General features: G+C 73.8%; 21 protein-coding genes and 1 pseudogene. 10 read left to right on the forward strand and 12 right to left on the reverse strand.

Annotation, left to right across the window (positions count from 1 at the left end; all coding sequences use genetic code 11):
• Positions 1 to 13: 13 nt before the first annotated feature.
• Complete coding sequence (locus FGW37_RS05010; RefSeq protein ID WP_179079950.1) at positions 14 to 1,543, reverse strand: SCO1417 family PLP biosynthesis transcription factor; 1,530 nt, start codon at positions 1,541 to 1,543, stop codon at positions 14 to 16.
• Between the two features lie 154 nt (positions 1,544 to 1,697).
• Between FGW37_RS05010 and yczE the strand changes: the two genes are divergently transcribed.
• Both yczE and FGW37_RS05020 read left to right on the forward strand, forming a co-directional pair.
• Positions 1,698 to 2,387 (forward strand): membrane protein YczE, encoded by a 690-nt coding sequence (gene yczE, locus FGW37_RS05015; RefSeq protein WP_179079951.1) that lies wholly within the window; start codon positions 1,698 to 1,700, stop codon positions 2,385 to 2,387.
• Between the two features lie 256 nt (positions 2,388 to 2,643).
• A complete protein-coding gene (locus tag FGW37_RS05020) occupies positions 2,644 to 3,018 on the forward strand; it encodes an RNA polymerase-binding protein RbpA (RefSeq protein ID WP_004948858.1) in 375 nt (124 codons plus the stop codon).
• 169 nt (positions 3,019 to 3,187) lie between these two features.
• Here the strand turns inward: FGW37_RS05020 and fxsA are convergent, their stop codons facing one another.
• The 5 genes from fxsA to FGW37_RS05045 form a co-directional block, all read right to left on the reverse strand.
• Positions 3,188 to 3,811, reverse strand: a complete 624-nt coding sequence (gene fxsA / locus FGW37_RS05025) for an FxsA family membrane protein (RefSeq protein ID WP_179079952.1) — start codon at positions 3,809 to 3,811, stop codon at positions 3,188 to 3,190.
• A gap of 62 nt (positions 3,812 to 3,873) precedes the next feature.
• Positions 3,874 to 4,635, reverse strand: coding sequence for a polyprenol monophosphomannose synthase (locus FGW37_RS05030; protein WP_179079953.1), 762 nt, complete (start codon positions 4,633 to 4,635; stop codon positions 3,874 to 3,876).
• On the reverse strand, positions 4,632 to 6,323 hold the full coding sequence (gene lnt / locus FGW37_RS05035) for an apolipoprotein N-acyltransferase (RefSeq protein WP_246430273.1): 1,692 nt from the start codon (positions 6,321 to 6,323) through the stop codon (positions 4,632 to 4,634). The genes FGW37_RS05030 and lnt overlap by 4 nt, the downstream gene beginning before the upstream one ends.
• A 514-nt stretch (positions 6,324 to 6,837) precedes the next feature.
• A complete protein-coding gene (locus FGW37_RS05040) occupies positions 6,838 to 8,481 on the reverse strand; it encodes an amidohydrolase (protein WP_179079954.1) in 1,644 nt (547 codons plus the stop codon).
• Between the two features lie 72 nt (positions 8,482 to 8,553).
• Complete coding sequence (locus tag FGW37_RS05045; protein ID WP_030365423.1) at positions 8,554 to 8,997, reverse strand: Lrp/AsnC family transcriptional regulator; 444 nt, start codon at positions 8,995 to 8,997, stop codon at positions 8,554 to 8,556.
• Between the two features lie 208 nt (positions 8,998 to 9,205).
• Between FGW37_RS05045 and FGW37_RS05050 the strand changes: the two genes are divergently transcribed.
• Positions 9,206 to 9,583: a hypothetical protein gene (locus tag FGW37_RS05050; protein WP_179079956.1), complete on the forward strand. Its 378-nt coding sequence runs from the start codon at positions 9,206 to 9,208 to the stop codon at positions 9,581 to 9,583.
• 88 nt (positions 9,584 to 9,671) lie between these two features.
• Here FGW37_RS05050 and FGW37_RS05055 read toward each other — a convergent pair whose 3' ends face one another.
• The gene (locus tag FGW37_RS05055) at positions 9,672 to 10,841 is read right to left on the reverse strand and encodes an acyl-CoA dehydrogenase family protein (RefSeq protein WP_179079957.1); all 1,170 of its coding nucleotides are present in this window, start codon (positions 10,839 to 10,841) and stop codon (positions 9,672 to 9,674) included.
• A 367-nt stretch (positions 10,842 to 11,208) separates the two neighbouring features.
• Here FGW37_RS05055 and FGW37_RS05060 point away from each other — a divergent pair, with 367 nt between their 5' ends.
• On the forward strand, positions 11,209 to 12,501 hold the full coding sequence (locus FGW37_RS05060; RefSeq protein ID WP_179079958.1) for a glycoside hydrolase family 18 protein: 1,293 nt from the start codon (positions 11,209 to 11,211) through the stop codon (positions 12,499 to 12,501).
• 69 nt (positions 12,502 to 12,570) lie between these two features.
• Here FGW37_RS05060 and FGW37_RS05065 read toward each other — a convergent pair whose 3' ends face one another.
• Positions 12,571 to 13,245: an esterase/lipase family protein gene (locus FGW37_RS05065; protein ID WP_179079959.1), complete on the reverse strand. Its 675-nt coding sequence runs from the start codon at positions 13,243 to 13,245 to the stop codon at positions 12,571 to 12,573.
• Between the two features lie 275 nt (positions 13,246 to 13,520).
• Between FGW37_RS05065 and dhaL the strand changes: the two are divergent.
• The 3 genes and pseudogenes from dhaL to FGW37_RS05075 all read left to right on the forward strand — a co-directional run.
• A pseudogene (dhaL, locus tag FGW37_RS33185) lies at positions 13,521 to 14,141 on the forward strand (dihydroxyacetone kinase subunit DhaL); the annotation flags it as partial.
• A gap of 120 nt (positions 14,142 to 14,261) precedes the next feature.
• Complete coding sequence (locus FGW37_RS33190) at positions 14,262 to 14,642, forward strand: PTS-dependent dihydroxyacetone kinase phosphotransferase subunit DhaM (RefSeq protein ID WP_281394919.1); 381 nt, start codon at positions 14,262 to 14,264, stop codon at positions 14,640 to 14,642.
• 81 nt (positions 14,643 to 14,723) lie between these two features.
• The gene (locus FGW37_RS05075; RefSeq protein ID WP_179079961.1) at positions 14,724 to 15,986 is read left to right on the forward strand and encodes a PP2C family protein-serine/threonine phosphatase; all 1,263 of its coding nucleotides are present in this window, start codon (positions 14,724 to 14,726) and stop codon (positions 15,984 to 15,986) included.
• 92 nt (positions 15,987 to 16,078) lie between these two features.
• Here the strand turns inward: FGW37_RS05075 and FGW37_RS05080 are convergent, their stop codons facing one another.
• Complete coding sequence (locus tag FGW37_RS05080; RefSeq protein WP_246430722.1) at positions 16,079 to 16,798, reverse strand: PIG-L deacetylase family protein; 720 nt, start codon at positions 16,796 to 16,798, stop codon at positions 16,079 to 16,081.
• A gap of 339 nt (positions 16,799 to 17,137) precedes the next feature.
• Here FGW37_RS05080 and FGW37_RS05085 point away from each other — a divergent pair, with 339 nt between their 5' ends.
• From FGW37_RS05085 to FGW37_RS05095, 3 genes are read left to right on the forward strand one after another with little or no spacing between them, the layout of a single operon-like run.
• Complete coding sequence (locus FGW37_RS05085) at positions 17,138 to 18,202, forward strand: ABC transporter substrate-binding protein (RefSeq protein WP_179079963.1); 1,065 nt, start codon at positions 17,138 to 17,140, stop codon at positions 18,200 to 18,202.
• A complete protein-coding gene (locus tag FGW37_RS05090) occupies positions 18,203 to 19,291 on the forward strand; it encodes a FecCD family ABC transporter permease (protein ID WP_246430274.1) in 1,089 nt (362 codons plus the stop codon). It begins immediately after the preceding gene.
• A 4-nt stretch (positions 19,292 to 19,295) separates the two neighbouring features.
• Positions 19,296 to 20,111 carry an ABC transporter ATP-binding protein gene (locus FGW37_RS05095; protein WP_179079964.1) on the forward strand — a complete coding sequence of 272 codons (816 nt, stop codon included), beginning with the start codon at positions 19,296 to 19,298 and terminating at the stop codon, positions 20,109 to 20,111.
• On the opposite strand, the gene FGW37_RS05100 is transcribed toward FGW37_RS05095, so the two are convergent.
• From FGW37_RS05100 to FGW37_RS05110, 3 genes are all read right to left on the reverse strand, one after another.
• The gene (locus FGW37_RS05100; protein ID WP_179079110.1) at positions 20,108 to 20,329 is read right to left on the reverse strand and encodes a hypothetical protein; all 222 of its coding nucleotides are present in this window, start codon (positions 20,327 to 20,329) and stop codon (positions 20,108 to 20,110) included. The genes FGW37_RS05095 and FGW37_RS05100 overlap by 4 nt on opposite strands.
• Positions 20,330 to 20,501: 172 nt before the next feature.
• Positions 20,502 to 21,479: an L-tyrosine/L-tryptophan isonitrile synthase family protein gene (locus tag FGW37_RS05105; RefSeq protein ID WP_179079965.1), complete on the reverse strand. Its 978-nt coding sequence runs from the start codon at positions 21,477 to 21,479 to the stop codon at positions 20,502 to 20,504.
• Positions 21,480 to 21,486: 7 nt separating this feature from the next.
• The gene (locus FGW37_RS05110; RefSeq protein WP_179079966.1) at positions 21,487 to 22,755 is read right to left on the reverse strand and encodes a cytochrome P450 family protein; all 1,269 of its coding nucleotides are present in this window, start codon (positions 22,753 to 22,755) and stop codon (positions 21,487 to 21,489) included.
• Positions 22,756 to 22,963: the final 208 nt, after the last annotated feature.

Below are 22,963 nucleotides of genomic sequence, written 5' to 3' on the forward strand. Positions count from 1 at the left end.
CGCCCCCGACCCTTTACGCCACATACGTCCGCGGAGCCTCGACCGCTGCCGTCGCGCCGCTTGCTACCAGGCGGGCGGCCTCGGCCAGGCGGGACGCCGCTTCCTCCGCTACGGCGCCCGTGACGGTGAACGGGAGGCGGACGTAGCCCTCGAAGGCGCCGTCGACGCCGAAGCGGGGGCCCGACGGCACGCGCACTCCGAGGCGTTCGCCCGCCTCGGCGATGCGGGAGCCGGAGAGGCCTCCGGTGCGCACCCACAGCGTGAGGCCGCCGCGCGGGACGGTGAACTCCCATTCGGGCAGGTGGCGCCGGACGGCCGCGACGAGGGAGTCGCGGCTCTCGCGCGTCGTGGTCCGCCGTATGGCGACGGCGGCGTCCCAGCCCTCGGTGGTCAGCAGCCAGGTGACGGCGAGCTGTTCGAGCACGGGCGTGCCGAGGTCGGCGTAGGCGCGGGCGGCGACCAGGCTGCGGATCACCTCGGGTGCGGCACGCACCCAGCCGATGCGCAGGCCGGCCCAGAAGGACTTGCTGGCGGAGCCGACGGTGATGACGGCGTTGCCGGCGGGGTCGAAGGCGCAGACGGGGCGCGGCAGTTCCAGGCCGGGTTCCAGGCAGAGGTCGGCCATGGTCTCGTCGGCGACGAGCAGGGTGCCGGCGGCGCGCGCCGCCTCGACGAGCTGCCGCCGCTGTTCCTCGGTGGCGAGCGCACCGGTGGGGTTGTGGAAGTCGCCGATGACGTAGGCCATGCGGGGGGCGGCGTCGCGCAGCACCTGGCGCCAGGCCGGCAGGTCCCAGCCGCCGAGCCCGTCGGCCATGGCGACGGGCACCAGGCGGGCGCCGGCTTCGCGCATGAGCTGGAGGACGTTGGCGTACGAGGGCGAGTCGACGGCGACGCGCTCGCCGCGGCCGGCGATGAGCCGGCAGATGGCGGCGACGGCCCCCATGGCCCCCGTGGTGATCATGATCTGCTCGGGCATGGTGGGCACGCCGCGGGCGGTGTAGCGGTCGGCGATGGCCTGGCGCAGGGCGGGCAGGCCGGCGGGGTAGTCGCCGTGGGTGGCCGCGTAGGGCGGCAGCTCCTCCAGGGCGCCCTGGACGGCGCGGCCGAGCCAGGGCTCGGGAGCGGGCAGGGCGGCGCAGCCGAGGTCGATGACGGAGCCGGCGGCCTCCGGGGGCAGCGGGTCCAGGGCGCGGGTGGGCAGCGGGTTGCCGGCGGGCACCGCGGTCCAGCTGCCGGCGCCGCGCCGGGACTCGAGGAAGCCCTCGCTGCGCAGGGCCTCGTAGGCCGCGGCGACGGTCGTGCGGCTGACGGAGAGGGCGGCGGCGAGCTCGCGCTCGGCGGGCAGCCGGGCGGCAACGGGGACCCGGCCTTCGAGGACGAGCAGGCGGATGCCGTCCGCGAGCGAGCGGTAGGCGGGGGCGCGGCGTCCGCCGAGCGGCGTGACGGTGCCGCGGCCGCCCTGCCCCTGTGCCTCGCGGTCGCGCTGCGAGCCGAGGAGGCGGGCGAGCTTCTGCGCCCCCACCGAGGAGGTCCAATGACTCATCTGAATCGGTCCACCTTCCGAGGATTGGCCATGGATCTTGCGTCCACCTGTTCCCCAGACTGTCATGCGGCAGGCCACTTGCACCACTGCAGGTGGCCGCCACTTGTACCGTCCACGCCGCCTTGGAGCGCGCGCCGAGCATCAGGAGGAACCGTTGTCCGCATCAGGGGGATCACCGGAGGGGGCGTCGGAGGTCGCGTCGGGAGGGGCGTCTCTCGCCCGCCGGCTGCTGCAGCTCTACGTCGGGCTCGCGCTGTACGGGGTGAGCGCGGGGCTGCAACTGCGGGCGGGACTGGGGCTCGCGCCGTGGGACGTGCTGAACCAGGGCGTCGCGGAGCACACGGGGATGTCGATCGGCACGGCGTCGATCACGATCGGCGCGCTGGTGCTGCTGCTGTGGATCCCGCTGCGGCAGCGGCCCGGCCTGGGGACGGTCTCCAACGTGCTGGTCATCGGCCTGGCCATGGACGCGACGCTGAGCGTGGTGCCCGACCCGCGGTCGCTGTGGATACGGATCCCGCTGCTGGCCTTCGCGGTGGCGCTGTGCGCGGTGGCGACCGGGCTGTACATCTCGGCCAGGTTCGGCCCGGGCCCGCGCGACGGGCTGATGACGGGGCTGCACCGGCGGACGGGCCGCTCGGTGCGGCTGGTGCGCACGTGCATCGAGGTGGTCGTGCTGGCGACGGGGTTCGTGCTCGGCGGCTCGGTGGGCCTGGGGACGGTCTTCTACGCCCTGGCGATCGGCCCGCTGTCGCAGTTCTTCCTGCGCCTGTTCGCCCTTCCGGAGGCCCCGGCTCCGGCCCCCGTACACCCGGCCGGGCGCGAAATCCCGGACCTGGTTTAGGCCAGGATCAAGCGGGCCGGTAGTGTACGCCTTCGACCCACCGAACGAACCGTTACTGCACGCTAAAGCGACAGAAACACAGGGTGACATCCGTTGCCAGATGTGACAAAACGGGCGTTGGTGGGTACAACAAGGGGCGGCACGACGGGCGACGCATGTCCCTCAACGGGAATCTTCACCGCCGACCGGACGTTGACCGGATGACGACGACAGCGACACCTGTCCTGTGGGCGACTAAGCCCGGGAGGCACGATTCATGAGTGAGCGAGCTCTCCGCGGCACGCGACTTGTGGTTACCAGCTACGAGACCGACCGCGGCATCGATCTGGCCCCGCGCCAGGCGGTGGAGTACGCATGCCCGAACGGCCATCGATTCGAGATGCCGTTCTCGGTAGAGGCGGAGATTCCGCCGGAGTGGGAGTGCAAGGCGTGTGGCGCCGTGGCACTCCTGGTGGACGGGGATGGTCCTGAGGAGAAGAAGGGCAAGCCCGCGCGTACGCACTGGGACATGCTCATGGAGCGGCGTACCCGCGAGGAGCTGGAGGAGGTGCTGGCCGAACGGCTGGCGGTCCTTCGCTCCGGTGCCATGAACATTGCCGTTCATCCGCGGGACACCCGCAAGTCCGCCTGACCGGCGGGAGCGATTGCAGATTGCATTGCATTGACAAGGGCCCGGGCCACTGCTTCACGCAGTGGCCCGGGCCCTTGTCATGCGCCGGTGCGGCGGGTGCAGCGGGTGCAGCCGGTGCACCCGGCGCCAGGCGCGCTCGAGCGGGCTAACGAGCTAGTGGGCTAATGGGCTAGCGGGGCAGCTGGGGGCCGCCGGGCCGCGGCGCCGGCGGCTCGTCCGGCTCGTCGTCACGGATGACCTCGCCCTGGACGACCTTGCCACCGGGACCGCCCATGCCACCCGCGCCACCCGTCCCGCCCATGCCGCCCATGCCGCCGAGATCGGCGCTACGGGCCTGCCGGAAGGCGTCCCCGAGGGTGCCGGGGGCCGCCGGGCGGTCGAGCCACCGCTCCCCCGTCCTGCGCAGCAGGGCGCGGGTGGGCGGGAAGAGGCACAGCAGGCCGGCCACGTCGGAGAGCAGCCCCGGCAGGATGATCAGCAGGCCGCCGAGCATGGTGAGGGCGTTGCCGCCGGTCTCCTGGGCGCCCGGCCCGGCGGTCGCGCCGCCCGGCTGCAGGGAGACCGTCAGCCGCTTCCAGGCCCGCCGTCCCGCCCGCTTGATCACGTAGGAGCCGAGGACGACGCCGCCGGCCAGCAGGGCGAAGACGGTGAGCCCGCCGGCGGCACCGGCCACCAGCGTGAGCAGCCAGATCTCCAGGACGGCCCAGAGGGCCACTCCCAGGGGGATGAGCCTGCGGGCGCGCCGCCGCTGCGGCGGGCGGCCGTTCATCGTCTGCTGTGCTCCGAACGTCATGCCTCAAGTGTGCCTGGCCTGCGGCGGAACCCGGGAGCGGCGCTTATGGGGCGCTTACCGCCTCACTTGCGGCCGAGCGCCTTGCCGACGCGCGAGCCGACGCCCCAGGAAGTGACCCGCCACAGGGCCTCGGCGACGATGTCGCGGCTCATCTTGCTGTCCCCGAGCTCGCGCTCGACGAAGGTGATGGGGACCTCCACGACGTGGAAGCCGGCCTTGACCGCGCGCCAGGCCAGGTCGACCTGGAAGCAGTAGCCCTGGGAGGCCACGTCCTCCATGCCGAGGCCCTCCAGCGTCTCGCGCCGGAAGGCCCGGAAGCCGCCGGTGACGTCGCGGATCGGCACGTCGAGCAGCAGCCGGGAGTAGGTGGAGCCGCCGCGGGAGAGGATCTCGCGCGACTTCGGCCAGTTCACCACCCGGCCGCCGGGCACCCAGCGCGAGCCGAGCACCAGGTCGGCGCCCTTGAGGGCGGTGAGCAGGCGGGGCAGCTCCTCCGGCTGGTGGGAGCCGTCGGCGTCCATCTCGACCAGGACGCCGTAGTCGTTGTCCAGGCCCCAGCGGAAGCCCGCCAGGTAGGCGGCGCCGAGCCCCTCCTTGCCCTTGCGGTGCAGCACCTTGACGTGGTCGTCGTCGGCCGCGAGCTCGTCGGCGAGCTTGCCGGTGCCGTCGGGGCTGTTGTCGTCCGCGACGAGGACGTGCGCCTCCGGCACGGCCGCCCGCACCCGGCCGACGATGTTCTTGATGTTCTCCGCCTCGTTGAAGGTCGGGATGATCACCAAGGTCGTGCCGAGCGGACCGTATCTGCGCTGCCCACCGTCGTTCACTGCTGGCCCCTCTTGTTCCGCTCGTCCATACGTACCCGACGGCCGATCAGGAGTGCGGCCGCACAGGACAGAAGCCCCACCATAGCGAGCGCCCATTCGGGCCCCGCACCCACACGGTCGGCGACGGTCGTCCCGTCGCGCAGCGGGATGGTGGCGCTGATGACGTCCCGGGTGAATTCCTCGCTGCGCTGCTGCACCGTGCCGTCCGGGGCCACGACGGCGCTGATGCCGCTCGTGGCGGCGGTGACCACGGCGCGGCCGTGCTCGACGGCCCGCAGCCGCGACATGGCCAGCTGCTGCTCCGGCTGGCCGGTGCGGCCGTAGGTGGCGTTGTTGGTCTGGACGACGAGGGCGCGGGCGCCGTCCTTGACGGTGTCGCGGACGATCTCGTCGTAGGCGACCTCGAAGCAGATGACGTCGCCGAGCCGGGCCGGGCCGACCTGCATCACGCCGGTGTGGTCGCCGGGGTAGAAGTCGCGCTGGACGCGCTGGAGGCGGGTGATGACCTTGCTCAGGGCGCTCCGGAAGGGCACGTACTCGCCGAACGGCACGGGGTGCTGCTTGGCGTACGAGGCGCCGGGCCCGGTCTTCGGGTCCCAGACGATGCCCTTGTTGTCGATGTAGCCGCTGCGGCCCGGGTGGTCCACCAGGGCGCCGACGAGGACCGGCACGCCTATGGCCTTCACCGCCTGGTCGATGCGGTCGTACGCCTGCGGGTACTGGAACGGGTCGAGGTCGGAGGAGTTCTCGGGCCAGATGACGAGGTCGGGCCGGGGCACCTTGCCCGCCTTGACGTCGCGGGCCAGCTGCAGGGTGGCTTCGGCGTGGTTGTCGAGGATCATCATCGGGCGGCCGAGGAAGTCCATGCCGGCGTGCTGGACGTTGCCCTGGACGAGGGCCACCTTGACCTCGTCGTCGGCCTTCGTGGGCACGGGCACGGCGTATCCGGCGAGCAGGAGGGCGGCGGCCAGCGCGAGCGCCTCGACGCCCGGGAGGGCGGCGCGGACCGTACGGGCTCCTGCCGGGCGCATCCGCCACACGGTGGCCGCGGCGTACGCGAGGAGGCCGCCGGAGAGGGCGACGGCGAAGGTCACCAGCGGGGCGCCGCCGAGCGCGGCGAGGGGGGTGAAGGGCGAGCCGGTGTTGGCGAAGGCCAGCCGGCCCCAGGGGAAGCCGCCGAACGGCAGCCGGTCGCGGGCCAGCTCCTGGGCGACCCACAGGCAGGCGCCCCACAGCGGCCACGCGGGCAGCCGCGAGACGAGCGCGAGGGCCGCGCCGAGGGCGGCGATGAACAGCGCCTCGACCAGCGACAGGCCGAAGACGGCGTCGTAGCCGACCACGTGCAGCCAGCGCAGCAGCACGAAGAAGAAGGGCAGCGCGAAGGCGAAACCGGTCCATGCCGCCTGGCGGGCGCTGCGGCCGCGGGTCAGCAGGGTCAGCGCGGCGACGGCCACGACCGACAGCGGCCAGACGTCGTACGGCGGGAAGGACAGCGCGAGCGCGACACCGGCGAGCACGGCGGCACCGGTGCGGCGGGCCTCACGGCGCGCGAGCCGGGCGAGGCGCGCGGCGCGGCCGGGGCGCTCCTGCGGGGCGGGCGCGTCCTGCGGGGTCTCCGGCGGGCGCTCCTCGCCGGCGGAGGCGGATGCCGCGGCGGCTCCGGCGGTGGTTTCGGGACCCGGGGGCACGGGCGAGCCTTCCTGCTGACTTGCGGTGGTGAGCCCGACGGTACCTCGCTCGGGGCGCCGTGCCCGCCCTGGGTGCGCGGAGAAGGCCGCGGAGGGCGGCGGGAGAGGGGTGGGGCGAATGGGGGCCCGGCGTCCTTCGGGCCGACCTGGGACCCGCTGGCTGCGGGTCGACCGAGAGCCGTTGTCTACTGAACGTCCGGGCCCCACCCGGGTCGCACCTGCCGGCCCGGCAGCACCTCCCTCGCCCCCGTGCGCTGGAACCTGGCTGCCAGTGGCGGTGGCCGCTCCCCGGCGCACCGCCCCCATGGCCCAGCTGCGTTCGACGACTGTGTGGAAGTGCACCGGCCGGACGTCCTGTGGTGGACTCCGCAGAACCTACCGGCCGTCGCCCGCACCCTGTCAACACCTCTGTGACCTGGAGATATGCACCAAATCAGCAGGTCAGTACGGCGAGTGATCACGAGCGGCGACAGGCCGACGTCTCATCGTTCGGCGGTACGCGGCGGGCGCGGAGTCACTCGTTCGGCCGCTCGTAGACGGTGTGCCCGCCCACGACGGTGCGCAGGCAGACGGGGAGCGGGCCGCCGGGGGTGAGGTCGGGCAGGCCCGGGGTGCCCGAGCGCGGGTCGGTGGACCAGCTCGCCACGCGCTCGTCCGGCACCTGCACCACGAGGTCGCCGGCCTGCCAGATCGCGTAGTCGGCGGGTGCGCCGGGCACGAGGACGCCGGCGTCGTCGCGGCCGATGGCCCGCCAGCCGCCGCGCGTGTGCGCGGTGAACGCGGCCCGGACCGAGATGCGGTGCGCGGGGGTGCGGTGGAAGGCGGCGGCGCGGACGGTGCCCCACGGGTCGAGCGGGGTGACCGGGCTGTCGGAGCCGAGGGCGAGCGGGACGCCGGCGCGCAGCAGGGCCGCGTACGGGTTGAGGGTGCGGGCCCGCTCGACGCCGAGGCGCTGGGCGTACATGGCCGTGTCGCCGCCCCAGGTGGCGTCGAAGGCGGGCTGCACCGAGGCCGTGAGGGCGAACTCGGCGAAGGCCGCGATGTGCTCGGGGGTGAGCATCTCGGCGTGCTCGACGCGGTGCCGGGCCGCGCGGACGCGGGCCAGGCCCAGCTTGTCCGCCGCGGCGCGGACGCCCTCCACGACGGCGGTCAGCGCGGCGTCGCCGATGGCGTGGAAGCCGGCCTGGATGCCCGCCTCGGTGCACGCGGCGACGTGGGCGGCGACGGCCGCGGCGTCGAGGTGGGCGGCGCCGGTGGCGCCGGGCAGGTCGGCGTAGGGCTCGTGAAGGCAGGCGGTGTGCGAGCCGAGGGAGCCGTCCACGAAGAGGTCGCCTGCGGCGCCGAGCGCGCCGAGCTCACGGATGCGGTCCGCTTCGTTCGCGGACGTGATGGCCTGCGCCCAGTAGCCGACGACGCGGGGGCCGCGCCGGCCGGCCGCCAGGCTCAGCAGCCCGGTGAGGTCGTCGGCGCCGGAGATCTGCGGACCGGCGCACTCGTGCAGGGAGCCGATGCCGAGGGAGACCGCGCGGTCGAGCGCGGCGGCCTGGGCCTCGGCGCGCTGCGCGGGGGTGACCGCATCGTGCGCGGCGGCGCGCACGGCGTGGTGGGCCTCGCCCGTCAGCGGCCCGTCGGGGTGGTGTCCGCCGAGGCCGGCGAGACCGGGCACGAGGTCGAGCAGAGCCGTGGTGACGACGGCGGAGTGCACGTCGGAGCGGGTGAGGTACAGCGGCCGGCCGCCGGTGGCCTCGTCCAGCTCGCGGCGGGCCGGGGGCCGCTGCTCGGGCCAGGCGCTGGCGTCCCAGCCGTGGCCGAGGAGGACGCGGTCGGCCGGGTGGGCGGCGGCGTGGGCCCGGATCCGGCCGAGGGCCTCGGTCAGGGAGCGGGTGCCGGTGAGGTCGAGGCCGGTGAGCGCGAGGCCGGTCGCCGTGGTGTGCACGTGTGCGTCCGTGAACGCGGGGGTGACGAGCGCGCCCTGGAGGTCGACCACGTCGTCGACGCCGTCGGCGAAGGAGTCGGCGGCGCCTTCGGAGCCGACCCAGGCGACGGCGCCGCGCTCGACGACCATGGCCGTGGCGAACGGGTCGGCGGGGCTGTGCACGTCGCCGTTGCGCAGCAGAACGGTGCGCGGGCTGTCCTGGGATGCGTGGGGCTCGGTCATAAGGATCAGTCTCTCCCCTGCCCCGCCCCTCCCCGTAACCGGGGCTCCACCCCGGCCCCCGGTGTCAGGGCGTCACCCCACCCGCGGCGGCCTCGCCTCGTACGGCGTCGAGAGGACGATCGTCGTCCGCGTCGAGACGCCGGCCAGGGAGCGGATCCGCGCCAGCAGGTGCTCCAGCTCCAGCGGCGTGGCGACGCGCACCTTGAGGATGTAGTTCTCGTCGCCGGCCACGCTGTGGCACGCCTCGATCTCGGGGATCTCGGCGAGGCGGTCCGCGATGTCGTCGGGAGCGCTGGGGTCGAACGGCTTCACCGAGATGAACGCGGTGAGCGGCAGCCCGACCGCCTCGGGGTCGACCACCGCCGCGTAGCCGCGGATGACACCGCGCTGTTCGAGCCGGCGCACGCGCTGGTGCACCGCCGAGGTCGACAGGCCCGTGGCCTTCCCCAGGTCGGTGTAGCTCATCCGCCCGTCCTTGACGAGCAGTTCCACGATTTCTCTGTCCAGCTCCTCCACGCGGATCAACCTACTGGGTTCCGGCCGGAGCGGCACAGTCGGCGGCTCCATGGGGGCGCATACCCAGGCACAAAGACATGTGACGAACAACACAGATATGCACCCGTGTCCTCCGTGATGCGGCGATTACCCGGCTCGCGGCGCGGGAAGTGCTTGCTGTGGCCGAGGCCGCGACGCCTGGCCGGCCAATCCGAGGGGGAGAAAGACTATGCCCAGCCTGGAACGCCTGAACGACGGCGACGGCAGCCCGTACGAGCCGTACGAGGTCGACACCAGCACGATGTTCCGGGTGACCTGCCCGGACTGCGCCCGCCCGATCGCCCTGCTCCCCGACGAGGACATGCTCCCCGAGCATGCACTGTGCCCCTCGCCGTGGAATCCCTTCGGGCTCACCGTGTGCCCCGGCTCCGGCCGCGCCATGGAGGAGGCCCCCGCGGCGGACGAGTCACTGGAGGGCCGGCAGTTCAACACGGCGCTGCTGCTCACCCTGCCGGAGAGCCTGGACTGGCGGACCCAGCCGTTCTCCCACATCGGGGGCCCCGGATCCCGCCCGGTCCGCGTCCCGGAGATGCGCCGGCCGTCCTGACGGCCGAGGATTCCCGGCGGGCGGGGCGCATGGCGCCCGCCCGCCGTGCCTCTTCCCGCCGCCGCGCCGGTGCCCGGCGCAGCGGTCGTCAGCGGCTCTCGGGGCCCGCCAGGTGACGGGCGATCACCATGCGCTGGATCTGGTTGGTGCCCTCGACGATCTGCAGGACCTTGGCCTCGCGCATGTAGCGCTCGGCGGGGAAGTCCGCGGTGTAGCCGTAGCCGCCGAGGAGCTGGACGGCGTCGACGGTCACCCGCATCGCCGCGTCCGTGCAGAACAGCTTGGCCATCGCGGCCTGCCGGGAGAACGGCAGGCCGGCGTCGCGCAGCCGCGCCGCGGCGAGGTAGAGGGCGCGGCCCGCCTCGATCTGGGTGGCCATGTCGGCCAGCATGAAGCGCAGGCCCTGGAAATCGGCGATCGGCCGGCCGAACTGCCGCCGCCCGGCGGTGAAGGCGAGCGCCTCGTCCAGCGCGGCCTGGGCGACGCCGATCGCGCAGGCGGCGATGCCCAGCCGCCCGGAGTCCAGCGCGGACAGGGCGATCGCGAAGCCCTGTCCCTCGTCGCCGATGCGGCGCGCGTCCGGCACCTGCACCCCGTCGAAGTGCAGCTGCGCGGTCGGCGAGCCCTTCATGCCCATCTTGCGCTCGGGCGGTGCGGCCGACAGGCCGGGGGCGTCGCCGGGTACGAGGAAGGCGGTGATGCCGTGGGCGCCCTCGCCTCCCGTGCGGGCCAGGACGGTGTAGAAGTCCGCGACGCCGCCGTGGGTGATCCACGCCTTGGTGCCCTCGAGGGTCCAGGTGTCGCCGTCGCGGGTGGCGCGGGTGCGCAGTGAGGCCGCGTCGGAGCCGGAGGAGGGCTCGGAGAGGCAGTACGCCCCGAGGAGGCCGCCGCCGAGCATGCCGGGCAGGTGCTCGGCCTGCTGTTCCTTGCTGCCGAAGCCGGCGAGGGCGTGGCAGGCGAGGGTGTGCACACTGACGCCCAGGCCCACGGTGAGGCGGGCCGCCGCGAGCTCCTCCAGGACCTGGAGGTAGACCTCGTAGGGCTGGTCGCCGCCGAACTCCTCGGCGTAGGGGAGGGCGAGCAGGCCCGAGGCGGACAGCAGCCGGAAGACCTCGCGGGGGAAGCGCCCGGCTTCCTCCTCCTCGGCCGCGACGGGCTCGATCTCCCGCTGCACCAGGTCGCGTACGAGCGCGAGCAGGTCGCGGGACTCCTCGGTGGGCAGCTGTCGCTCCACCGGCTGGGGGCCGTGGTCGGTCATGGCGGCGCTCTCCTCCCTGTCAGGGCGCTGCGACGACGAGCGCGCAAGGGTGTGGCGCCGCCGTCGGTGATCCCCCAGCCGATGATTCCGCGCCGGGTCGCGACACGGGATGACCTGCGGCTGTGGCGCTTGGAGTATGCCCGATCGGCGGGCGGACGTCACGGGTTGACAAGTCGTGCACCAGGGACAACGGGCTCCTGACGGAGTCGTGAACGGGGTTGGTCCAAACCATTGACCGCACTGGTCTAGTCCTTCTATGGTCCTGCCACCGCTCAGCGCGTGCATGCCAACCGCTGCGGCGGTGTGCACACCGGCACGAGTGCAGGTCACCCCCCGAGAGCTCTCCCCACCCCACCGAGGAGAACCGATGCCCGCACGATCCCGTACACGCCATGCATCCCGTACGTCCCGCACCTCCCGCAGACCCCTCACCCTCCGCTCGACCCGCACCTTCCTGGCCGCCTTCGCCGCCGCCGGGGCCCTGATCACCACCACACTCCTCGGCGGCGCGGCGTCCGCGTCACCCGCCGCCGCGGATCCCGACGACACCGCCGCCGGCGGCAAGGTGGTGGGCTACTTCACCAACTGGGGTGTGTACGAGCGGAATTACCACGTCAAGAACATCGAGACGTCCGGGTCGGCCGCCAAACTCACCCACATCAACTACGCCTTCGGCAATGTCACCAACGGAAAGTGCACCATCGGGGACGCCTACGCCGACTACGACAAGGCCTACGACGCGGCCGGCAGCGTCGACGGCAAGGCCGACACCTGGGACAACGGCGCCCTGCGCGGCAACTTCAACCAGCTGCGCAAGCTCAAGAAGCTGCACCCGGGCCTGAAGGTGGTCTGGTCCTTCGGCGGCTGGACCTGGTCGGGCGGCTTCGGCGAGGCGGCCAGGAACCCCGCAGCCTTCGCCGAGTCCTGTTACGGCCTCGTCAAGGACCCGCGCTGGGCCGACGTCTTCGACGGCATCGACATCGACTGGGAGTACCCCAACGCCTGCGGCCTGACCTGCGACACGAGCGGCCGCGAGGGGTTCGTGAAACTGATGGCGGCGCTGCGCGCGAAGTTCGGCACGCGCAACCTGGTCACGGCCGCCATCACCGCCGACGCATCCAGCGGCGGCAAGATCGACGCCGTGGACTACGCGGGCGCCGCCCGCTACGTCGACTGGTACAACCCCATGACCTACGACTACTTCGGCGCCTGGGAGGCGAAGGGACCGACGGCCCCGCACTCCCCGCTGACCTCCTACAGCGGCATCCCCAAGGCCGGCTTCAACACCGACGCGACGATCACCAAGCTCAAGTCGCTCGGCGTCCCCTCCTCCAAGCTCCTGCTCGGCCTCGGCTTCTACGGCCGCGGCTGGACGGGCGTGACCCAGTCGGCCCCGGGCGGCACGGCGACCGGCCCGGCCAAGGGCACCTACGAGGACGGCTTCGAGGACTACAGGGTCCTGAAGACCAAGTGCCCGGCCAACGGCACGGTGGGGGGCACGGCCTACGCCAAGTGCGGCAGCGACTGGTGGAGCTACGACACCCCGTCGACGATCGCCGGGAAGATGGCGTACAAGAACCAGCAGGGGCTGGGCGGCACCTTCTTCTGGGAGCTGAGCGGCGATACGGCGAACGGTGAGCTGATCAAGGCCATCCGCTGACGACGGAACCCCACGAACCCGCGGTCCGCCCTCTCTCCTCCCGTGAGGGCGGACCGCGCCCGTGCCGGCTCACCGGAGGAAGGTCAGCACCTGCTGTGACACGGTGTCGTCGGTGAGCAGGTCGTTGTGCTTGAGGCAGCCGGCCGCCCGGTGGTTGTCGGCCCCGCCGAGGGCCGTGCTCGACACGGGCGCGATCTGCTCGTCGCACGACGACCACCACGTGGCGTAGCGCGTGGGGCCGGGGGTCTCGTCGCCCGCGTTGAGGTGCGACAGGACGTAGGAGCCCGGCGTCATGTCCTTGCAGCCCTGGTCCCACAGCGCGCACAGATAGGCCAGGCCGGTCCCGTGGTTGGGGCCGCCGAGGGAGGCCCAGTGCGCGACCTTGGCCGTCCCGCCGCCGAACGCGAGGTACCAGCGCGTGGGCAGCGCGCCCAGGCTGTGCGTGACGACGTCGGCCCGGGCCGCGCCGGTGCGGGCCAGCACGCCGTCGACGTAGGCGGCGAACTCCCCGGCGAGGACTTCGTTCGACGACTTGCCCGTGTCGTACGACCAGGCGTGCAGCCGCTCCCGCGCATACCCCGCGGCGGCGAAGTCCTCCTGCATCCGGCCCCACACCCCGGGCCCGGCGTTCCGCCCGTGGACGAAGATCACCGGATTCGGCGGGGGCTCGGCGCGGGCGGGGGCGGCCCCGAGGGCGCCCGCGCCCAGGACGACCGCCAGTGAGAACAGAGCGAGCCGACGCATGGGGCCACCTCTCCACCGGACCGGACGGAAGCGGCACTATGGCAGATCCGGCCCGTGCCCGGAACCCCTCGTGCACCACCCGCGTCAGGCGCGCCCCGATCACCCCCGCATCCCGGCCCCGGCTCCCGCCCCGGCACTGACGAACGACCGGCGATCACATGGGCGAGGCTCCCGCACTACGCTGAGGCGGACCGGGCCCGTACCTGCGTGTCCACGCGTCAGCAGGCCTGCGCACCGGCGTACTTGCATGTCCTTGCGACGAGGAGCCACCGCACATGACCGTCCCGCTCGACCTGGACTTCTTCCGCCGCTTCCTCGACCGCGCCACGCGCGTGATCGTCGCGGAGTCCGCGCACCTGACCGAACTCGACGCCGCCATCGGCGACGCCGACCACGGGGCGAACCTCAAGCGCGGCTTCACCTCCGCCGCCGAGGCGGTGGCCGTGGAGCCGCCGGCCACCCCGGGGGCGCTGCTGACGGCCGTCGGCGTGCACCTGACGAACACCGTGGGCGGCGCGTCCGGGCCGTTGTTCGGGACCGTGCTGCGGCGCATGGGCAAGATCCTCGGCGAGGATCCCGTGGTCGAGCCGGAGGCGCTGGGGCGGGCGCTGGGGGCGGCCGTGGCGAGCGTGCGGCGGCTCGGGGACGCGGCGCCCGGCGACAAGACGATGGTCGACGCCCTCCAGCCGGCCGCCGACGCCTATGTGGCCGCCCTGCCGCAGGGCGTCGTGGCCGCGCTGGACGCCGCCGCGCGGGCGGCCCGCGAGGGCGCCGAGGCGACGATCCCGCTGCAGGCCCGCCGCGGACGGGCGAGCTACCTGGGCGAGCGCAGCATCGGCCACCAGGACCCGGGCGCCACGTCGTCGGCGCTGCTGGTGACCGCGCTGTACGAGGCCACCGACCCGGAGCTGTGCGCGGCGGCACCGGCGCAGAAGGCCGAGGAAGCCGAAGACGCCGAGGAAGCCGCGGAAGCGGCGGCTCCCGAGGAGGCCGCGCCGGCAGGCCGGGTCGGCATCGTGCTCGTCTCGCACAGCCGCGAGGTGGCCGCGTCGACGGCCGCGCTGGCCAAGGCCCTGGTCGGCACGGGCGACCCGGCTCCGGCAGCGCCGGCCGGCGGACTGCCCGACGGCTCGGTGGGCACGAGCGCGGAGCTGGTGCGGCGGGCGGTCGCGGCGGCGGACCGGGGTGCGGGCGTGGTGGTCTTCTGCGACATGGGCAGCGCGGTGCTGACGGTGAAGGCGCTGCTCGCCGAGGGCTTCGGTGGCTCCGAGGTGCGCATCGCCGACGCCCCGTTCGTGGAGGGCGCGGTGGCCGGCCTGGTGACGGCGTCGGCCGGCGGCGACCTCGCCGCCGTCCTCGCCGCGGCGGACGACGCCCGCACATACCGCAAACTCTGAGTCAAGAGGCGGCGGCACCAAGATCGCATCGATGGCCGAGGGGCACCACCCGTGCCAGGGTGTAATGGCACAAATGCCCCTATGAGCCTCGTTCCGGCGTGGAGGTCCCGCCAGGTGTCGTCGTCGCGCAGACTGCCCTTCGCGCTCGTCCTGGCCTACCTGGCGGGCATCGTGTGCGTCGACCTGATGACGCCGTCGAACCTGCGCCTCGACGTCTTCGCGGCCCTGGCCCCGATGACGGCCGCGGCGCTGTGCACGTACCGGCAGACGGTGTTCGTGGGCGTCATCGACTTCTGCCTGATGGTGGCGCACCACGGCGTGGCCGACAGCGAGGTGGCCGTCAACCGGGTCGGCTCGTTCGTCGGCAACGCGCTGATGGTGGGCGCGAGCATCGCCGTGGCCCGGCTGCGGCGCGACGGCGACGACCTGCTGGAGCGCGTACGGGCCACCGGGGAGGCCGCGCAGCGGGCGCTGCTGCGGCCGCTTCCGCTGCGGACGCGCAGTGTGGTCGTGGACGGCTTCTACGTGTCCTCGCAGCGGGAGGCCCTCGTCGGCGGCGATCTGTACGAGGTGGTCGACACGCCGTACGGGACGCGCGTGCTGATCGGTGACGTACGCGGCAAGGGCCTGGGCACGCTGGGCGCGGGGGCGGCGGTGCTGACCGCCTTCCGGGAGGCGGCCTACCACCGGCGCGACCTGGAGAGCTCGCTGCGGGCGATGGAGCAGGGGCTGTACCGCTACCACCGGTCCGCGGAGTACCAGGCGCGGCTGCAGCCGGGCCGGCACGGCGGGCGGCCGGAGGACGCGCGGATGCGGGCGGCGGAGGAGTTCGTCACGGCGCTGGTCTTCGGCACCGAAGAGGGCTCCGAACGGCCCGGTGCGAGCGGCCCGGTGCCGGTCACGTTCGTGGACTGCGGGCACGTGGCGCCGTTCCTGATCGACGCGGAGGGCGGCGCCCGCGAACTGGAACCGGCCGACGCGGGGCTGCCCCTGGGCCTCGGCGACCTGGCCGCCTCGCCCCGGACGGTCCAGCGCGTCGCCCTGCCGCCCGGCTGCCGGGTACTGGCCTGCACGGACGGGGTGACCGAGGCCCGGTCGCCCGACGGCGGTTTCTACCCCCTGGCGGAACGGCTGGACGCGTGGGCCGCCCTGCCCACACCCGAACTGCTGGGCAGGCTGCGCGCCGACCTCGACGCGCACACGGGCGGCCGGCTGCAGGACGACGTGGCGGTGCTGGTGCTGGAACGGGCGTCGGAGTACCACGGGACGCACGAGGCGGCTTACCCGGAGGGGGCGGCGGAAGGGGCCACGGAAGGGGCTACGGCGCGGGCCTCGGTGACGTAGGACGGGGGCGGGTCGAGGGGACGGACTGCGGGAGCGGCCTCACGGGCCCGCACCCCGCAGCAGTCCTCCCCCGCGCAGGAGTCCTCCCCCGCTCAGCGGTTGAAGAGTTCGAAGGAGACACCCGGCCTGCCGCCGAACCGGGCCGCGACGCCCTGCATGCTGCCCTCCAGGAACGTGCGGCAGTACGTCTCCGGGTCCTCCTTCGTCAGCGCCTCGATGTACGTGCGGTGGCAGAGGAGGGACGCGACGGCCCGGTCGAGGCCGCTGCTCGCGTCGACGGCGTGGGTGGGCCGCGGGGATCCGGCGACCGCCACGTAGCGCACGCCGTCCCAGGGCAGGAGTCCCTCCTCGGCGAGGTCGGGGAAGATCCAGCGGTTGCCTGCGTCGGCGACGGCGTCGAGGACGGCCCGGCCGACGTTGCGGTGGTCGGGGGTGTTCCAGAAGACGGAGTCGCCCCAGGACCAGGTGTCGTGGTGGTTGAGCGTCAGGACGAGCTCGGGGCGGTGGCGGCGGATGGCTGCGGCGAAGTCGCGGCGCAGGGCCGTGCCGTATTCGATGACGCCGTCCGGGTGGCCGAGGAACTCGACGGTCTCCACGCCGACGGCGGCCGCACTGGCCCGCTGCTCGCGCTCGCGCAGCGGCCCGGCCTCGGCGGGGGCGAGGGTGTCGATGCCGGCCTCGCCGACGCTGGCCAGCAGGTAGACGCACTCGCGCCCGCCGTCGAGCCAGGTGGCGACGGCGGCGGAGGCGCCGTACTCGAGGTCGTCGGGGTGGGCGACGATCGCGAGGGCACGCCGCCAGTCGGTGGGCATCTCCTTGAGCCGGCCGCGGGGCTGCGGCTGCCCGTCGGGCCGCCCGGCCGCGGCCGTCGCCGCATCCGTCGTGCCCGTCGTGTCCGTCACATCCGCCGTCGCGCCGGTCGTCGCATCCGCCGTCGCATCCGTCGCATCCGTCGCATCCGCCATCACGGTCTCCTTCGCCTGCCGGATCCGCCTCCGCCCGCGCGCCGCGTGCCGTCGGCGGGGCGTTCGATGCAGCCTACGTCGCACTTCTTCGCGACACGCGGGAACCCGGCGGGCCCGCGGTCCGACTACCTGATCCGGACCCGCACCGGCGGGCCCGTGGCGAACCGAAATTCCTGGAGTTGTCTGATGCGCCCTCGTGCGTGGTGCGGTGTACTGGCCGCTGTGGCCCTGTCGGCGACGGCCTGCGGCAGCGGTGGCGGCGGTGAGGCGAAGAAGTCCGACGACGCCGCGGCCGGCGCGCGGTCCGGCTTCCCGGTGAGCGTCACGGACTGCATGGGCACGAAGACCACCTTCGAGTCGGCGCCGAAGCGGATCGTCACCAGCAACGCCGCGAGCCTGGAGCTGCTGATGTGGCTGGGCGCGGGCGACAAGGTGGCCGGCACCGGATTCCCGCCGGGCAAGGGCGCCATGCCGGGGCAGTACGCGGACCGCGCGGCGAAGGTGCCGGTGCTGGGCAGGACGGCGATTCCCAAGGAGAAGCTGCTGGGCTCCGGCGCGGACCTGTACATCGACGCCTTCTCGTCCATGAAGAACATGGGCAAGATGGGTGACGCGCCGACGGCCAAGGAGTTCGAGACCGCCGGGATCAAGCACGTCTTCCTGAAGTCGACGGCCTGTGCCGCGATGAGCAAGACGCCGCGTACGGACCTGTCGGGCGTCGAGGCGGACATCGAGGAGCTGGGCAAGGTCACCGGCACCTCCGCGCGCGCCGCCGAGCTCGTCCAGGAGATGCGGAAGAAGACGGGCGCGGTGCGGGACGCCCTCAAGGACGTCCCCGAGGACAAGCGCCCGTCGTACTTCTTCTTCGACTACGACGCGAGCACCAAGCAGCCGATGGCCGTGTGCAACCGGCAGGTCGCCAACGCCGTGATCGGCATGGCCGGCGGCCGCAACGTCTTCGACGGCTGCGACGGCGACTTCAAGCCCGTGGGCTGGGAGGACGTCGTCGCCAAGAACCCGGACTGGATCCAGCTGGGCGTCCGCAACCGGGGCAGCGAGGAGGCGAACGCCAAGGCGTTCGACGAGGCCGCGGAGTTCCTGAAGAACTTCCCCGCCACCAAGGACCTCACGGCCGTCAAGGAAGGCCGCTTCCTGCGCATCGGCTCGGAGCGCACCACGATCGGGGGCGTGCGCAGCGCGGACACCGTGCGCGAGATCGCGCACACGCTGCACCCGGACCGGGTCAAGTAGATGGCGGCGCTCACCACGGCCGCTGCGGAGGGCGCGGAGGAGGCGCAGGGGGCGCAGGAGCGCGAGCCCGGGGCGCGTGCGCCGTGGGTGGCGGCGGCGCTCGCCGCGGCCCTGCTGGTCGCGCTGACGGCGTCGGTGTGCCTGGGCTCCTCGGACGTGCCGCTCGGCGAGGTGTGGTCCTCGGTGACGCGCGGGATCAGCGGTCAGGAGCCGGTGCCGGGCACCCGGGATCTGATCGTGTGGCAGCTGCGGGTGCCGCGGGCGCTGCTCGCGGCCGTGGTGGGCGCGGGCCTGGGCCTGGTCGGCACGGCCGTCCAGGCCCTCGTCCGCAATCCGCTCGCGGACCCGTACCTGCTGGGCATCTCCAGCGGGGCCTCGCTCGGCGCGGTCGCGGCGATCGTGCTGGGGGCGGGTGCGGGCGGGCTGCTCGGGCTGGGGCTGTCGGCGGCCGCGTTCGCCGGTGCGCTCGCGTCGTTCGCGCTGGTGTGGGCGATGGCCCGGCGCGGGGGCGGCTTCTCGCCGCTGCGGCTGGTGCTGGCGGGGGTGGGGATCGGGCAGTTCCTGTCCGGCTTCACGCACTACCTGGTGCTGCAGGCCGGCGACGACCAGCAGACGCACGGCGTGCTGTTCTGGCTGATGGGCTCGCTCGGCGGTGCCCAGTGGGCGACGCTCGGCGTGCCGGCAGCGGCGGTGGCCCTGGGCCTCGCCGCGCTGCTCGCGCGCGCCCGGGCGCTCGACGCCGTGCTGATGGGCGACGAGACCGCGGCCGGGCTGGGCGTGGACGTCGCACGGCTGCGGCGCGAGCTGTTCGTGGTGACGAGTGTCCTCACCGGCGTGCTGGTGTCGGTCTCCGGGGCGATCGGCTTCGTGGGGCTGATGGTGCCGCACGTGTGCCGGATGGTCGTGGGCGGCGCGCACCGCGTGCTGCTGCCGGTGGCGGCGCTGTTCGGCGCCGTCCTGCTCGTCGTGGTCGACCTGGTGGCCCGTACGGCGCTGCCGGACCAGGAGCTGCCGGTGGGCGTGGTCACGGCGCTGATCGGTGCCCCGACGCTGCTGTACCTGCTGGACCGCCGCCTGGAGAGGGGCTAGGGAGATGCGGATCGCCATCGAGGACCTCGACGTGGCGCTGTCGGGCCGGACGATCGTGTCCGGGGTGCACCTCGTCGCGGAGGACGGGGAGATCGCCGGGCTCGTGGGGCCCAACGGCAGCGGCAAGTCGACGGTCCTGCGCACCGTCTACCGCTATCTGCGCCCGCACGCCGGCCGCGTACTGGTCGGGGGGACGGACATCAGGTCGCTGACCGCCCCCGAGGCCGCACGGCGGGTGGCCGCGCTCCCCCAGGAGCGCGGCAGCGACTTCGAACTGTCGGTACGGGCGGTCGTGGCCATGGGCCGCACCCCGTACAAGCGGGCGTTCGCGGGAGACGATCCCGCCGACCAGGACATCGTGGCCGCGGCCCTGGCGGGGGTGGGCCTCGCCGGGGCGGAGAAGCGGCGCTTCTCCGCTCTGTCGGGCGGCGAGCGGCAGCGGGTGCTGCTGGCCCGGGCGCTGGCCCAGGACCCGCAGGTCCTCGTCCTGGACGAGCCGACGAACCACCTGGACGTCCTGCACCAGGTGGAACTCCTGGCCCTGCTGCGGGCGCAGCGGCGCACGACGCTGCTGTCTCTGCACGACCTGAACGCGGCGGCGTCCCTGTGCGACCGCCTCCACGTCCTCCACGAGGGCCACGTGGTGGCCTCGGGCCCGCCGCGCGACGTCCTCACGCCGGAGCTGCTGGCGGACGTCTTCGGCGTCCGGGCGGCGATCATCGACCACCCGTTGACGGGCGACCCCCTGATCGCCTTCGACCACCGGTCACCGGCTGCGGCGCTGCCCCGGCCGGCGGCCCCACTGACGGCGGACCGCTAGCCGGCGCCGTCACTGCAGGCGCGCGCGTCCTGCAGGAGGTGTGCCTGCTGCAGGAGGTGTGCCTGCTGCAGGTCGCCGGTCAGCGCGCTGCGGCCGGCCGGTGGTTCTCCAGGCCCGCGCCGAACCCCGACGGGACAGCCGGAGCGGCGGCGTGTGTATGCGTAGGCGCCGCCGGTCACCCGGCGGCGCACGACCTCGCCCGTCAGGGCGCCGATCACGAAGGCGTGACAGCCGTACGCCGTTCCCGGCTCCCGGAAAGGCCGCTGTCGGCGAGGCGCCTGATCGCCGCCGCGGCGGAGCTCTCTTCTGTCTTCTCGCCACAGGCGGAAGAGTCTCCGCCGCAACGGCGACCCGCCCCCACCGGGGTGACCGGCGGTCCCGGGACGGCCTCTACCCACGCTCCTCGAAGTGGCTCGGGCGCCCCGCACGGAGTACGAGGCGCCCCCGCGTCTCCGCCTCCGCCCGGTGCATGAGCCGCGCCTCTCCCCCGCGCCCGCGCAGGACGACGGCATGCCACGGCGTGGCCCACGCGTCGGTCGCGTCCAGCAGCCGGATGCCGAACTTCTCCGCGCCCGGCCGCTGCGGGTGGATGGACAGCCGTACGGACCGGGGGTGGCAGTCGGCGATGAGGTCGCCCCAGGCGCGGCTGCGCGCGATGACCCCGTAGGCGCGGATCCGGCACTCGCGCTGCAGCGCGGACCGCGTACCGTCGAAGTCCGCGGTGTCCTCGACGAGGAAGCGGGTGATGCCGCGGTAGAGCCGCGCGGTCTCCTCGTCACTGCGGACGAGGGACCGCAGCTCCTCCACCGAGGGCGCGTAGGCCTCGGTGACGAGCCGGCGCTTGGTGTCGTGACCGAGGTTCCCGTGGACGTCGCGCAGGTCGAACGTGTCGAGCCGGCCGAGCCCTTCGCCGGCGATCAGGTCGCGCAGCGCATCGCCGTAGGCGTCGATGTGCTCGTCCGGTACGTGGATGAGGTCCCCGAAGATGTGCCCGTCGGAGCAGATGAGGATGCGCGCGCCGGGCGCGTAGACCTCACCGATGCGCGAGCAGAGCCGGTCGAGGAAGGCGAGGGAGAGCCGCTCGCCCTCGTCGGGGAGGTGGCCGAGCACCTTGGCGGGGTTGGGCGACTTGCAGGGGAATCCGGGGAGGGTGAAGAGGACGGGCTCGCCGGCGTCCGTGAACTGCCGTATCTGGCACAGCTGCTCGGGAAAGTCCGTGGGATCCGCGGAGCCCGCGCCGGTGGTGCGGTGGTAGGGCAGGAGGAGCCGGAGGATGCGCGCCTCGACGGACGGGGCGGACGAGTCGGACGTAACAAGATCGGCAGGGGCGGCCGGTGGGGTCGGAGACGTCAGCGTGGCGTGGGACATGCGGCACTCACCCACGGCCCATGGGGCAGACGGCGGCCCGGTCGAAGCCGACCGGCAGCGCGGAGGTGCCGCGGCCGAGGACGGCCGGGATCCACGGGAGCTCCTCGTCGGGGACGGCGAGCCGCAGGCCGGGCAGCCGGGCGAGCAAGGTGCCGAGGGCCACCTGGAGTTCGATGCGGGCGAGCGCCGCGCCGGGGCAGAAGTGGATGCCGTGGCCGAAGGCCAGGTGGGGCCCCTGGGCCCGGTCGAGGTCGAGCGCGTCGGGGTCGGGGAAGCGCTCGGGGTCGCGGTTGGCGGCGCACAGCGAGACGATCACGGAGTCGCCGGCGGGCACGCGCGTGCCGTGCAGGTCGGCGTCCTCGGCGAGGAACCGCCAGGTGGTCAGCTCGAAGGCGCTGTCGAGGCGCATGAGTTCCTCGACGGCGGCGGGCATGAGCTCCGGCTCGTCCCGCAGCCGCGCCAGGGCCCCGGGCCGGCGGAGCAGGTTCACCATGGCCATGGTGATCTGGTTGGTGACGGGCTCCTGGCCGGCGACCAGCAGCTGGAAGATCATGGAGTCGAGCTCTTCCGGGGTGAGCTCACCCGTGTCGCGGGCGGTGACCAGGCGGCTGAGCAGCCCGTCGCCGGGCGCCTCCCGCCGGTCGGCGACGACCTCGGCGATATAGCCCTGGAGTTCGCGCAGCAGCGCCTCGTAGGCCGGCCGTCCGGGGTCCGCGGGCCCGACGGGCGCGACGACCTTGCCCCACTCGCGGCGGAAGCGCCGGGCCAGGTGCGGCGGCAGGCCGATGACCTCGGCGAGCACCTGGAAGGGGAAGCGGGCGGCGAAGCACTGCACGAGGTCGGCGGAGTCCGCGTCCGCCGGCATCGCGTCCACGAGCGCGTCGGCCATCTCCTGGAAGCGCGCCCTCATCCCCTCGACGCGCCGCGGCGCGAACGCGTCGGTCACCAGGCGGCGCATCGCCGTGTGCTTGGGCGGGTCCTGGTGGAGGAGGTGGACCTGCAGCTGCGAGTGCTGCGGCTCGGGCATGATCGAGGCGCGGGCGCGCCACCGGTCGTTGCCGCGGTCGTGGTTCTTGCCGAGCCGGGGGTCGGCGAGCGTCTTCTGGGCGGCCTCGTGCCCGGTGACCAGCCAGGCGGTGACCCCGCTGGGGAAGAGGACCCGGTGGATCGGCCCCGCCTCCCGCATCCGCGCGTACAGCGGGTAGGGGTCCCGCTTGTACTCGGGCCCGTAGAGGGGGACGGGGTCGGGCAGCTCGGACGGCTCGGGCTGGGACACGGTGAGGGCTCCTCGCGAAGTCGTGGACCCCTGAGAAGTCGGACGGGCGGCGGGGTGAGTTCCCGCCGGTCGGGGGGTTGTTCGCACGGATTTACGGATACCGGCGGGGGTGGCTCCCGGATCCGGGCCCTGTCCGACGGGTTCCGTATCTCCAGGTAGTCGGCCGGCAAGCACCTCTGGTTCCCGCGGACACAAGGGACAATCCTCA

It is taken from the genome of Streptomyces rectiverticillatus, assembly GCF_013394065.1.
GTDB classification, from domain to species: Bacteria; Actinomycetota; Actinomycetes; order Streptomycetales; family Streptomycetaceae; genus Streptomyces; species Streptomyces rectiverticillatus.